Source organism: Chitinibacter sp. ZOR0017 (assembly GCF_000799095.1).
In the GTDB taxonomy this organism is placed as follows: domain Bacteria; phylum Pseudomonadota; class Gammaproteobacteria; order Burkholderiales; family Chitinibacteraceae; genus Chitinibacter; species Chitinibacter tainanensis.
On the sequence record NZ_JTLG01000021.1, the window covers coordinates 292066 to 305207 of the forward strand.

Genomic DNA, 13142 nt, shown 5'->3' on the forward strand with positions numbered 1-13142 from the left:
ACGATCATTCTAGTTTTCTAGCGAAAAAATGACAAGTCAGTATAATTCCCGCCCGATACGGCTTGATGAAATATGGAATCTGTGAACAAATGACCCCGCAAGCGCTTGATGATGCAGGCTTTGATAAAGCTGAGCTGCGCCGCCAGCAGGTGCTGGATGCCGCCGCCAGCTGCTTTCGCCACGCCGGCTTTCATGCAGCCAGCATGTCGGCCATTGCCAAAGCCGCGGGCATGAGCGTTGGCCACATCTATCATTACTTTGCCAACAAAGAAGCGATTATTGAGGCCATCATCGAGCAGGAGCAGCATCGGCAACTGGAAATCATCAATATGCTGCTCGCCGCCCCCAATACCATGCAAGCGCTGATCGATCATGCCGATCAGGCCTTGGCCGACAGCCTAGATCTTAAAAACTCGGCGCTTAATTTTGAAATGATTGCCGAAGCATCGCGCAACCCCAAAGTTGCCGAGATGATGCAACGCTCCAATCGGGTGCTGCATGAATGTGGCCGACTGATTATCAGCAAAGGCCGGGTGGGCTTGCCGCCGATTAGCGATGAAGATATTAATGCGCGCTGCGATTTGATTATTTCGCTGTTTGAGGGCCTTAGCGTGCGTTCGATCAGTAATCCCAACATTAATACCGCAGCGGTATTGCCGCTACTACAGAGCGCCATCCAGCAACTGGTGCGTAGCTAAGCATGCGGATAGTTGTGGACTGACAATAAAAAAGCCACCCGTAGGTGGCTTTTTTACGCTTAGCGAGTGATGGGCTTGTAGCGAATCCGTTTTGGTTTCGCGCCCTCTTCACCCAGACGTTTTTTCTTATCGGCTTCGTACTCTTGGTAGTTACCGTCAAAGAAAGTCCATTGTGATTCACCTTCGGCCGCCAGAATGTGCGTGGCGATCCGGTCGAGGAACCAGCGATCATGGGAAATCACAAACGCGGTGCCAGCAAACTCCAGCAAGGCATCTTCCAACGCGCGCAGGGTTTCGACATCAAGGTCATTGGATGGCTCGTCCAGCAGCAGGACATTGCCGCCTTTTAACAGCGTTTTGGCCAAATGCAAACGGCCACGCTCACCCCCCGATAGATTGCCCACCAGCTTTTGCTGATCGCCACCTTTAAAGTTAAAGCGGCCCAGATAAGCCCGGCTGCTCATCTCGAATTTGCCGACTTGAATCACATCATGGCCAGCAGCGACGTCATCAAACACCGTCTTGTTGCTATCAAGGCCTTCGCGACTTTGCTCAACAAAGGCCATTTGTACGGTTTGGCCGATTTCCACTTCACCGCTATCGGGCTGCTCTTTACCAGCCAGCATTTTAAATAGCGTGGATTTACCGGCACCATTCGGGCCGATAATGCCGACGATCGCACCGGCAGGCACATTAAAGCTCAGATTATCGATCAGCAGGCGATCACCAAAGCCTTTGGATACGTTTTTAAACTCAATCACTTTATCGCCCAAACGCTCGGCGACCGGGATAAAGATCTCTTGCGTTTCATTGCGCTTTTGGTGTTCGTAGCTGCTCAGCTCTTCAAAGCGGGCAATCCGCGCTTTGGATTTAGCCTGACGGCCTTTTGGATTTTGGCGCACCCACTCCAGCTCTTTATTCAGCGCTTTCTGGCGGGCAGATTCTTGCGATTCTTCCAGTTTCAGGCGAGCTTCTTTTTGCTCTAGCCAAGAAGAGTAATTGCCTTTCCAAGGGATACCATGGCCGCGATCCAGCTCCAGAATCCACTCGGCGGCGTTATCGAGGAAGTAGCGATCGTGTGTTACGGCCACCACGGTGCCCGGGAAGCGCACCAGAAACTGCTCCAGCCACTCTACCGACTCGGCATCCAAGTGGTTGGTTGGTTCGTCCAGCAACAACATATCAGGCTTTGACAGCAATAATTTGCACAGAGCAACACGGCGCTTTTCACCACCGGATAGATTACCCACCATGGCATCCCACTCGGGCAGGCGCAGCGCATCGGCGGCGATTTCCAGTTGCAGCTCGGTATTTTCACCTGAGCTTGCGGCAATGATGGCTTCGAGGCGGGCTTGCTCTTCAGCCAGCTTATCGAAGTCAGCATCCGGATCGGCATACGCGGCATAGACTTCTTCCAGCTTGGCTTTGGCTTCAAAAACCTCGCCCAAACCGCTTTCAACTTCTTGGCGCACGGTATTGTTCGGGTTCAGCTCAGGCTCTTGGGCCAGATAGCCGATTTTGACACCAGGCAGATGCTGCACTTCACCGTCGTATTCTTTCTCAACGCCGGCCATGATCTTCAGCACGGTCGATTTACCGGCACCATTCAAACCCAGCAGACCGATTTTGGCGCCGGGGAAGAACGAGAGCGAAATATCTTTGATGATTTGCCGTTTCGGCGGCACGATCTTGCTCACGCGGAGCATCGACATCACGTATTGAGCCATGGGTGTTCCTTTGCAAATGATTGCGCGGAGTGTAGCAAAAATCCGCCCTACCCGGCCAGCCACACAAGATACCCTGCCACCGTATCTACTCACCTAGCTCAATACGATTAAATTACAACAATATACCCATCATGCCGACAGTGGTGCCGGCCAGACACCGGCAGCCGCTTTACCGCTAGCTGCCAGTACTGGCTGGCCAAACTCGCTTTCTTGCGCGGCACAAGCTAGGCGATGCTTGATGCGGCCAATATGCGTCACCAGTCCCTGCCCATCGGCCGTGACATACAAGCCCAGCTGCTGACTGGCTACCGCACGTAGCGCGATCGGCAAGCGCGCAATCATGGCCGCAGAAAGCAAGCGCGCCGCGCCGGGAAAAGCGGGCTGTGCCAAGTATTCAATCAACGCGATGGGTGCGCCAACTTGTTTTAATTCGGTAAACGCTGCACTGCTAAGACGGAAACGGAAAGCCATGCCAGACACCTCATATAGAACGTACGTTCACAATAAGACATCCTAGCAAGCCACGCAAGCACAAAGTGAACGAATGTTCTATTTGCGACACGCCGGTACAACACACCGCTAATCCGGCTAAGTGGCATGAACTACTCGGGCAGCGTACAGTCAGAAGAGAGCAGTACATGCATGTGCGGAGGTGCAAAATGGCCTTAAATATCAACACCAATGTCAGCAGCCTGACCGCGTTGCGCAGCGGTAATAATGTACAGGAAACGCAAAACCGCACCTTGGCCAGTATCGCCAGTGGTAAGCGAATTAACTCGGCAGCCGATGATGCAGCGGGGCTGGCGATTGCCGAGCGATTTGCGGCCCAAATCCTTGGCAATAATCAGGCCGTGCGCAATCTGAATGATGCGGTGTCGGTAAGCCAAACTGCGGATGGCGCGCTCAGTAGCTTAAGCGACAACACCAGCCGCATTCGTGAGCTGACTGTCGCGGCTGGTAATAGCACACTGACGGCCAGCGATCGGCAGGCGCTGCAAGCCGAAGTCGATCAGCTGCAGCAAAGCAATCAAGACATCATCCAAAACACCCAATTTAATGGCCAGCCACTGCTGCAAGGCAGTAGTTTTAATTTTCAGGCTGGGGCGAATGCCAACCAGAATCTGGGGCTGAATCTGGATAATTTGAGCAGCAGCGCCAGCAATGTCGATTTAAGCAACGCCAGTAGCATCGGCGATGCACTTGATCGCCTGGATAGCAGCTTGGCCAATATTAATGCTCAGCGCGGCAATCTGGGCGCGTTCCAAAGCCGGGTGGAGGCCAGCATTAATAATCTGACCACCAGCAGCATTAACCAAGCCGCCGCCAAAAGCCGCATTGCCGATACCGATTACGCCAGCGCCACAGCGCAACGCGCCCAGCAAGACATCCTCTCGCAAGCCAATCTGGCGATGCAGGCGCAGGCCAATGCCAGCGGTAAACAGGTGCTTAGCCTCTTGAAATAAACCAGCGCTGATCGGTAATTGAGCGCACTGTTGAAGTCAAGCCAAACCAATTAGCTACCGCCCAGCCCATACCCCTGCCGGTATGGGCTGCAGCTTTATGCTACACATAAGTCGTAGAGCTATACCCCAGCCCAGCACGCCAGGTTTTCCGGCACTGCAAGTGCTCGGCGTGGCTATGGCATAATGGCCGCTTGTTTAGGCACTTAATTTGGCATGCATAAATTCGCCGGCTGGCAAACTCCTTTGGTGCTGGCGCCACGCGCCCTTCACCCCTGGCTGAATGAACGTGGCTCGCTCACGCAGCGTTTGAAAGCGCACTTTCCCGACTTTTCCGTCCTAGTTTTACGGCAAGATTTTGCGCGCCCGCACCGGGATGAGCGCTGCCCACTCGCCGCCGGAGCGGCCGAAGTGGCCACCCGCGAAGTGCTGCTGTGCAGCCGTGGGCAGCCCTTGGTCTTTGCCCATAGCGTGGTGAAACGGTCAGCGTTGCGCCATGGCTTTCATTTGTTTGGCCGCACCGGCAGTCGCCCACTGGGCGCCCTGCTCTTTGCCGACCCAACCATCCGCCGTTCGGCGCTGAGCTTTGCCTGCATTGATCGTCGCCACCCATTGTGGCAAAAAGCGAATCAGGCCTGCGGCCCTTTACCTGCCCGTTTATGGGCCCGCCGCTCGTTTTTTTATGCCGGCCAAGATGCACTGCTGGTTACCGAAGTTTTTTTACCGCCCGCTTTTTAAAAATCACACCATGCCCACTGCCACGACCGTGAAGCAACGCCTTTCCGCCTATGCCCGCCTTGCTCGACTGGATAAACCCATCGGCACCTTGCTGCTGTTGTGGCCTACGCTGTGGGGCTTGTGGCTCGCGGGCAACGGCCGGCCCGATTGGCACTTGGTGCTCATTTTTTGCCTGGGTACGCTGCTGATGCGCTCGGCGGGTTGCGTGATCAATGATTGGGCAGATCGGGATTTTGATGGCCATGTCGAGCGCACTCAAGCGCGCCCGCTGGCTGCGGGGGAAGTCGCACCACGTGAAGCATTGTGGCTTGCTGCCGGCTTGGCCCTTTTGGCCCTGTTGATTGCCTTGCCACTCAATCAGCTGGCTTTGCTGCTGTGTCTACCCGCCGCCTTTTTGGCGGGTAGCTATCCATTCACCAAACGCTTCTTGGCCATTCCACAGGCCTATTTGGGCATTGCGTTTAGTTTTGGCATCCCGATGGCATTTGCCGCGCAAACTGGGCAAGTGCCACTGCTGGCGTGGGTGCTCATGCTCGCTAATTTACTGTGGACGGTCGCCTACGACACCGAATACGCCATGGTAGACAAACCCGACGACTTAAAAATCGGCATCAAAACCTCGGCAATTACCTTTGGTCAGCATGACGTGACCGCGGTGATGCTCTGCCATGCTGGCTTTGTGCTTTTACTGGCCGTGTGCGGGCTATTAGCCGAAATGGGCTCGGTGTACTTCGCCGGCTTGCTGGCCGTAGCTCTACTCATTGCTCGGCAATATCCACAAATTCGCGCGCGGGATCGGCAGCAGTGCTTTCAAGCGTTTTTAAGTAATAACAGAGTCGGTGCGCTGGTGTTTGCACTGATCATCCTGGATTACGGGCTGCGCTAATGCGCGCTTGGGATCGCGGCGAAGCCGCCCAGCTCTTGCGGCAACTTTCCGACCACGAAGCCGGCAACTGCCGCCAATGGTATTGGCTGGAAATTGCTGCGACGCAAGGCAAAGCCCGCAGCAGCTGGCGCACGCGTTTAATGGGTATCTTACTCAAAGCATTGGGCATCAATACCTGCGTAGCGATACTCCAACGGGGTAATCTACCAGGTTTGGCCCTTTATGTCCCCAATTTGCAGCGCTGGCAGCAACACAGCCAGCAAATCATGCTGGATCAATTGCTGTTTCTGGGTTGCGCCCTCGGGCTAGGCTTTGGGCTGGGGCTCCTACCCGCCAGCTTGCAATTGCTGTGCTGGCTCTACCCGCTGATTTTCTTGCCGCTATATTGCTGGCGCCACTGGCCACGCGCCAAGGACACAAATTCCCCGCAGCCCGATGCGCCCAGTGATGAGGCCCTACCCGGCCCTGAAGCGGCGCTGGGCCTCCTCGGGATTACCCTGGCGGCAGGAATCCAGCCAAGCCATGCTCAGCAGTTAATTCAGGGGCTCAAAGCCGGCCATGATGATTGCGGCCCTCAACTCGGGGAGCTAATACCCGAGCTGCGCCCCGATGCAACGCTGGATCGCTTCCAGCATGGCAGCACGGCCCTCGCGGCTGGCCTGATTCCCGCCGGCCTGGCGTGCTTGTGTTTGTCTGTGCTACCGAGTTACTGGGGCTTGCTGCTGGCTGGTTTACTCTTTGCTGGCGGGATTTACTGGCAGCATTCGCGGCAAGTCTTGCTCACCACCACCGCCGCGTGGCTGGGCTGCGCCGCTTTGGGTAAGCTGCGTCATTGGCTGTGAATCAGACACAGCTTGAGTCTAATTGGTAAGAATCGGATTGGTGATCGCTGAAATTAGTGTTGCGCTGCTGCTGGCGATTTGGGCAGGTAATAGACTTCAACTTCGTTGCCAAGGCCAATAAACTGCACCTTGAGCGACAGCGCACGCACCAGCGCAATGCCGCGGCCATGCGTGCCTGAGGGTAGACCACCTGCCGCTAATTTGGCATAAGAATTGGCCCAATCAAAACCATTTCCGCTGTCTTTAACCCGGATTTTGAGCACTTGCTGCTCTTTATAGCGCAGGCCCAATAGATCAATTTCGATCCGACCTTCCGGCAAAGCCGCTAGGCGCTCGGCGCGTTGCGATAGATATTGCTCCATCCCGTCTGGTTGAGTCTTCATCGACGACTCAAGCAACAGGAGGCCATGATCCACGGCATTGACAAACAGCTCAGTCAGGATCAGGAAAATATCAGACTGCACTTCGCTCAGAGCTTTGATTTCCTTCACAAACGACATCATGAAGGGAATGGTATTCAGATAGCGCAATTCTTCGGCACTAATCGCGAGCGAGTAGCGCCAGTTGCATTCAGCCAGCAGATTAAAATCGGCCGGAATCTCCTGCAAAGCCAACTCCGCTGCCCGTGGCACAGTATCGGCGGGCAGCGCGACGTCCATATCTTCTTGCCCAAAGCTCGCAATCACTAAGGAAACATCATCATGGTGCTGCTCGCCGGCCAGAAAATCTGCCAGCGCGATTTTGGTTTGCGCCACCATCCGCGTTTGCTCGGCGGTTGTGGGTGGCAAACCAGTTTCGTCGTCAGCAATCAAAGTCTGTAGCAGTGCGGGCAAACCAAACTCAGCCCCACTGGCGTTACGCGCTTCAACCAAGCCATCGGAATACGCCACGATAAAGCCAGGCTCTTTGAAGTAAATGCGCTCTGGGGAGAGATCCAGCGAGTGCGAAGGGACAATCCCCAGTGGTAAATTGCTAGAGCTACACACCCGCACCACTTGCTTATTGCGATCCAGAATTTGAATCGGAGGCATGCCGGCATTCCAGATTTCGACCGTGCCACCCACTTCATCGATAGAGATCAGCGATACACAAACGAAACGGCCAATCGGCAACACCTGCCGCACTTTGGCATTCATTTCAAACAGGATATCGGTAATCGAATAGCCCTTTTCAGTCATGCTGTAAAAGGGTTGCGTCAAAGGTAGGACATTCAGGGCGGCGGTCAGCCCGTGGCCGATGCCATCAGCCAGTAAGATGTGCAGCGCCTGCCCAGGAGTACGAGCCGCAGCAATTAGGTCGCCCGAGAGACTTTCGGCCGCTGAGAGCCAATATTGGAACTGTGGATCGGCCAAACGCTCTGAGTTAACCATTTGATCCATCAAATGGCGTACAACGCGCTTTTCTTCTTCGGCGCGTTCGTAGTAATCAGCCAGAGTTTTGGATTGCTCGCGGACCTGGCGGTTCAGTTCCAGCGTGCGGCCTACGGCCTTGAGTTTGGCCTCCAGCACGCGGAAATTGACGGGTTTATTGATATAGTCGTCGGCACCGCGCTCAATGGCATCAGCCAGCGCGTTTTCTTCCCCAACCCCGGTTACGAAGACGATAGGCACCCAAGTAGCGCCCGCTTCGGCCTTAATCACAACCGCTGCTTCTGGGCCCGACATGATGGGCATCATCACATCCATCAGCACCAGATCGGGGCGAGTTTGACGCCAGACTTCAATAGCCTCTTGGCCATTACGGGCCAGAATAGCTTGATGGCCTAGCGCTTCAACAAATCGGGAAATTAAAAGAAGAATAGCTTCGGTGTCGTCGACGACCAGAATTTTCATCTGTTTGGTCCGCAGTCTTTAGCGGATGGTAAAGATTTTACCAAAACATGCGATTTCGAGAACTTGCTTCACGGTATCGCGGCAGTTAACCAAGGCCAGCGTTTTGCTCGCAGCTGCAATTTTCTCTTTCAACAGCAAGAGCATCCCTAGCGCTGAACTATCCAGATAGTTGACGTTTTGAAAATCCACGAGGACTTCTTTGATGTCTGGATTGGCGATGATGGATTCACAGACCTGTCTAAATTCACGATGCGCACTGAAGTCGAATTGACCAGACAAGATCACACGACCGACATTGCCTTCAATTTGAACCGTAGGAGTCATTCTTACACCAACCTTTAGCAGATTTCATTCATCAAATCAGGCTACAGAATTACTATTCCGCAGTCATGCCTAATCAGTCTTGTTCTAACACATTAGTGCCGTCAGGCAATCGAGGCAAGCAAATCTTGAAGTTACTCCCCATTTTCGGGGCTGAGGTAACAGTCACTTCCCCACCATATGCCTTAACCATATTTCTTACAATCGCCAAGCCCAAACCCGTACCACCTTTCTTAGTCGTGAAAAAGGGCTCAAACAAGCGTGGTAAAACGTCAGCCGCGATCCCTTCCCCATAATCAACCACTTCCAACTGCCAGCTAGCATCAGAGCCTATCAAGCGACAAAGCACCTCGCCATCCACTACAGATGCCTGGCAGGCATTTTCCAAAAGATTCATGATTGCACCGCTTAGCTCTTTATGATTCGCCGCAACCATTGCGAATAATTGCGGCACATCTGCAGTCAAACGGAGCCCCTTGGGCTCGTAAATCGACCGTACTTCGGACACCGCCTCATGAATCACATCAACCAGATTGACTGTACTAATTTGCTGCGGCGTACCCCTAACAAATTGCAGCATGTTTTGCACCAACACCTCAAGTCGACCCAGCCGTTCATTGGTTTTGGCTGCAAATTTTAGACGATCTTCGTCTCGCAGTTCTGGACGTTGCAAATGGCCGGTATAGAGCAATGCCGCAGCCAATGGCGTTCTCAGTTGATGCGCAAGACCTGCCGCCATTTGCCCCATGGCAGCTAAACGGCCCTGACGCTCAAGCTCGGCCCGCATCTGAATGGTTGTAGTGACATCATGCAAGAGTACCAACTCTACGCCTTCCTCGGGCACCTGCACCTGCTCAATTCGCACATAGCCCGACTCACCGACATCACCAAATTGCCAAACATCGGACTCAACCAATTTCAAGCGATCACTCAGTACGTTTTGCCATTTGCTCCCAAGCGCTACTGCACCCAACAGCTCGAAACCACGCTGATTGCAACTTACAATTTCACCAGCTGAGTTCACTTCCAACACACCCGCCGGAAGCTTCTCTAGCAACAAACTGAGCCTTCGTGACAACACTGCCTTTTCTTCGTATTGTTTTTTTAGATGCCCATTCGCAACAGCTAACTGCTCGGTCAATGAAGCAACGTCACGCTGCAGCTCAGCATAAGCATTTGATAATTGACGAGAAGCCTCGGTAAAAAGCGTGAAAGCTTCTTCCAGCTCCTTGGGATTCATTGTCTGCAGGCTTTGCTCCACCAGAAACCTTCCTTGTTGCTTTGGGATTTTTGCATTATAAATGGCTTAATTGCGACGGCCATGCTTACTGAGTTGATCAAATTCAGCATCGTGCAAAAGAGGTTAATTTAATCAGTTACCCTTCATTTTTTTGCCCATGCGCCGATACCTGCTAGCTAAATTCAACGTGCGAATTATGGAGCCTTGTCGTGTCAGACCTTCTCAAAAATATTGATGCCAGAACCAAGCTTGCCGGCACAAACAAACTGGAGATTCTGCTGTTCACACTGGGCTTAGATCAGCGATCAGGCCGGCGTGAAACCTTCGGGATCAATGTGTTCAAAGTACGCGAGGTAATGCGTACGCCTGATATCACTCAGGCCCCTGATATGCCATCTTCGGTTGAGGGCATGGTGAGCCTACGAGGCGCACTTGTACCAGTGATTGACTTGGCCCGTTACGCCGGCATCCAAACTGAAAGCCGCCCAGATATTATGATTGTGTCTGAATACAACGGCCACACGCAGGGGTTTTTGGTTGAAGCTGTAGACACTATTCTGCGGCTTGACTGGTCCGTGATGCGTGTCCCCCCTGACATGCTTACCGTTCAAATGGGCGGACTGGTTACAGCTGTAACCGAATTGGAAAATGGCAAGCTAGTGATGATGCTGGATGTGGAAAAGGTGCTTGCTGAAACCACACAAAACAGTAACCGCGTCGATACCACCACCGTTATCCAGAACCAAAAAATCGTTAATAAAACGGTGTTTTTCGCCGATGACTCACTGGTTGCTCGCAGCCAGATTGAGCAAACGCTAGATGCCATGAACATTCACCACGCCCATGCCATCAACGGCAAGCGGGCTTGGGAAGAGTTGCTGCGGATTGCCCAAGCGGCAGAAATTCAGGGTGTTGCAGTGAAGGATCTGATCCACCTCGTGCTCACTGACGTTGAAATGCCCGAAATGGATGGTTATATGTTAACCAAACAGATTAAGAGCGACCCACGTTTTGCGGGCATTCCGGTGCTGATGCACTCATCACTATCGGGCCTTTCGAATCAAAAACTGGGACAGTCAGTGGGTGTCGATGGTTATGTAGCCAAATTTGAACCACATAAACTGTCCCAAAGCATCGCCAACTTCCTGTTGCGTGACGTCGATAATTAAGCCGAATAACTGGAGCAAGCTATGAGCAAATCAGAACAAACCAATCTGCTTGAAACAGTTGACGCACGCACCAAATTAGCAGGCTCCAACAAAATGGAGATCCTACTGTTTACTTTGGGTACACGTGAAATATTCGGTATCAATGTATTCAAAGTACGTGAAGTATCGCAAACGCCCAAAATCACCAAAACACCCAATATGCCCCATGGGGTGGAAGGTGTACTTTCACTGCGCGGAAATATCATTCCAGTTATTGCGCTGTCGCGGTTTGTTGCCACCCAAGAGAAACCAGTCGGCGATACCACTAGTACCATGATCGTGACTGAGTTCTCAAAACACACTCAGGCCTTCTTGGTTCATGATGTCGATCGCATCATTCGGGTCGACTGGGACAAGGTTCGCGCTCCAGAAAGTATGCTTGCTGGCAATCAGGCAATGATCACAGCCATTACTGAGCTACCGGATGGCAAGCTGGTATCAATTTTGGACGTAGAGCAGATTCTCGCGACAGTGATTGGTGAACCAATTGTTCCCGATCTGCCTAAGTCGCATATCAGCTCGGATACTTTCATGTTCTTTGTTGATGACTCACTAGTGGCGCGCAAAGAAATTGTCAGTGTCCTGGATAAGATTGGCGTTAAATACCATCAGGCTAATAACGGCAAAGAGGCATGGGACAAGTTGCAGAATTTAGCTAACCGTGCAGTTCATGATGGTGAGTATCTAAAAGACAAGCTGAAGTTAATCCTTGTCGATGCGGAAATGCCTGAAATGGATGGCTATGTACTCACGAAGCATATTAAATCAGATCACCGTTTCCAAGGCATTCCGGTGGTAATGCATTCATCACTTTCATCCAATGCCAATAGAGCAATGGGTGCCAGTGTAGGCGTTGATGCCTATGTGGCAAAATTTGACCCGATTATTCTGGCAGACACTTTGGTCCCATTGCTTGCCAGCTAAATAGAAATTCACCTCTCAGTTTTTTGAATGCGCCTACAACGCAGAATGGAGTAAGTTATGGCAGATCAGAACATGCGTTTTCTCGTGGTGGATGATTTTTCCACCATGCGTCGCATTGTGCGCAATCTCTTGAAAGAACTTGGTTTCACCAATGTGGATGAAGCTGAAGATGGTCAAGTTGCGTTACACAAACTGAAAAATGGCCAATTTGAATTTGTCGTAACTGATTGGAATATGCCCAATATGACTGGCATCGAATTGCTTAAAGCAATTCGTGCAGATGCTCAGCTCAAGCATCTACCAGTTTTAATGGTTACCGCAGAGGCAAAGAAAGAGAACATCATTGAAGCCGCAACAGCGGGAGCGAGTGGTTATGTTGTTAAACCATTCACTGCAGCCACGCTGGATGAGAAGCTCAAGAAAATCTTTGCCAATATGGGCAAATAACAATCCATCAGACAAAACAAATCGCAGGAGAACACTGTGAGTGATCCAGCAATCCAAGGCGGAGATTCCGCTGATCTTGAAGCGTTATTTGACAGCATTGTCTCAGCAAATCACACCGAGGCAGCGCCTGCAAACGCCCCAGTGACAGCCGCAGTCGCTGAAGAACAACAGCAAACTGCATCAAGCAATGCGGAAATGGTTGAGCCTGCGAAATCTATGTTTTCGCATATTGGTCACCTGACGCGCAAACTGCACGACACACTGCGTGAACTCGGCCTCGATAAATCGCTAGAAACAGCGGCAAGTTCAATTCCTGATGCACGCGACCGCTTGTCTTACGTCGCCACTATGACTGAACAAGCTGCAGAAAAAACACTCAATGCATTGGACGTGGCCAAACCGTTGCAAGATGCCATTCTTGAGCAGTCGCAACAGTTGAGCCAAGAGTGGGATCGTTTTTTTGCTAAGCAACTCTCGGTTGATGAGTTTAAGGCTTTGGTTGAAAAAACTCACCAGCACCTCAAAGACACCACGCAAAAATCAGAGCAAGTCAGCAATCAGATGCTGGAAATCATGATGGCGCAAGACTTCCAAGATCTGACCGGCCAAGTGATTAAAAAAGTTCTGGTCATGGCCAAAGATATGGAGTCACAGCTGCTGGACTTTCTTTTAATGTTCAGCCCCAATGCGGGCAAGCCCGATGAATCGAGCAGCCTCCTTAACGGCCCAGTCGTGAAATCTGAAGGGCGTACCGATGTCGTTACCAACCAAGAACAGGTCGATGACCTGCTGGAAAGCCTCGGCTTCTAATTGAAGCAT

Annotated in this window: 14 protein-coding genes; 9 read left to right on the plus strand and 5 right to left on the minus strand. The window is 52.2% G+C overall.

Translation table 11 applies throughout. The features are described from left to right. The first annotated feature begins 89 nt into the window (after positions 1-89). Complete coding sequence (locus tag L991_RS08315; RefSeq protein ID WP_028448848.1) at positions 90-698, plus strand: TetR/AcrR family transcriptional regulator; 609 nt, start codon at positions 90-92, stop codon at positions 696-698. Positions 699-757: 59 nt separating this feature from the next. Here the strand turns inward: L991_RS08315 and ettA are convergent, their stop codons facing one another. After that, positions 758-2425: an energy-dependent translational throttle protein EttA gene (ettA, locus tag L991_RS08320; RefSeq protein ID WP_028448847.1), complete on the minus strand. Its 1668-nt coding sequence runs from the start codon at positions 2423-2425 to the stop codon at positions 758-760. 129 nt (positions 2426-2554) lie between these two features. Further along, entirely contained in the window at positions 2555-2896 is a 342-nt protein-coding gene (locus tag L991_RS08325) for a hypothetical protein (protein WP_047393954.1), read from the minus strand. Between the two features lie 188 nt (positions 2897-3084). Between L991_RS08325 and L991_RS08330 the strand changes: the two genes are divergently transcribed. The 4 genes from L991_RS08330 to L991_RS08345 all read left to right on the plus strand — a co-directional run bounded on the left by L991_RS08330 (position 3085) and on the right by L991_RS08345 (position 6351). Further along, positions 3085-3888 (plus strand): flagellin, encoded by an 804-nt coding sequence (locus L991_RS08330; protein WP_047393957.1) that lies wholly within the window; start codon positions 3085-3087, stop codon positions 3886-3888. Positions 3889-4101: 213 nt separating this feature from the next. Further along, the gene (locus L991_RS08335) at positions 4102-4623 is read left to right on the plus strand and encodes a chorismate lyase (protein WP_047393960.1); all 522 of its coding nucleotides are present in this window, start codon (positions 4102-4104) and stop codon (positions 4621-4623) included. A gap of 10 nt (positions 4624-4633) precedes the next feature. Further along, complete coding sequence (gene ubiA / locus L991_RS08340) at positions 4634-5509, plus strand: 4-hydroxybenzoate octaprenyltransferase (protein ID WP_047394274.1); 876 nt, start codon at positions 4634-4636, stop codon at positions 5507-5509. Beyond that, entirely contained in the window at positions 5509-6351 is an 843-nt protein-coding gene (locus tag L991_RS08345; RefSeq protein ID WP_047393965.1) for a hypothetical protein, read from the plus strand. The genes ubiA and L991_RS08345 overlap by 1 nt, the downstream gene beginning before the upstream one ends. Positions 6352-6404: 53 nt before the next feature. Here the strand turns inward: L991_RS08345 and L991_RS08350 are convergent, their stop codons facing one another. The 3 genes from L991_RS08350 to L991_RS08360 all read right to left on the minus strand — a co-directional run bounded on the left by L991_RS08350 (position 6405) and on the right by L991_RS08360 (position 9765). Next, positions 6405-8183: a SpoIIE family protein phosphatase gene (locus tag L991_RS08350; RefSeq protein ID WP_047393968.1), complete on the minus strand. Its 1779-nt coding sequence runs from the start codon at positions 8181-8183 to the stop codon at positions 6405-6407. 18 nt (positions 8184-8201) lie between these two features. Next, entirely contained in the window at positions 8202-8507 is a 306-nt protein-coding gene (locus L991_RS08355; RefSeq protein ID WP_028448840.1) for an STAS domain-containing protein, read from the minus strand. A gap of 73 nt (positions 8508-8580) precedes the next feature. Continuing rightward, entirely contained in the window at positions 8581-9765 is a 1185-nt protein-coding gene (locus L991_RS08360) for a PAS domain-containing sensor histidine kinase (protein ID WP_047393971.1), read from the minus strand. A 188-nt stretch (positions 9766-9953) separates the two neighbouring features. On the opposite strand from L991_RS08360, the gene L991_RS08365 reads away from it, so the two are divergent. The 4 genes from L991_RS08365 to cheZ are packed head-to-tail and all read left to right on the plus strand — an operon-like array spanning position 9954 to position 13133. Further along, positions 9954-10913 carry a chemotaxis protein gene (locus tag L991_RS08365; RefSeq protein WP_047393974.1) on the plus strand — a complete coding sequence of 320 codons (960 nt, stop codon included), beginning with the start codon at positions 9954-9956 and terminating at the stop codon, positions 10911-10913. 21 nt (positions 10914-10934) lie between these two features. Beyond that, on the plus strand, positions 10935-11876 hold the full coding sequence (locus L991_RS08370) for a chemotaxis protein (protein WP_028448837.1): 942 nt from the start codon (positions 10935-10937) through the stop codon (positions 11874-11876). Positions 11877-11933: 57 nt separating this feature from the next. Next, the gene (cheY, locus tag L991_RS08375; RefSeq protein WP_028448836.1) at positions 11934-12323 is read left to right on the plus strand and encodes a chemotaxis response regulator CheY; all 390 of its coding nucleotides are present in this window, start codon (positions 11934-11936) and stop codon (positions 12321-12323) included. 36 nt (positions 12324-12359) lie between these two features. Beyond that, on the plus strand, positions 12360-13133 hold the full coding sequence (gene cheZ, locus L991_RS08380; RefSeq protein ID WP_047393977.1) for a protein phosphatase CheZ: 774 nt from the start codon (positions 12360-12362) through the stop codon (positions 13131-13133). Positions 13134-13142: the final 9 nt, after the last annotated feature.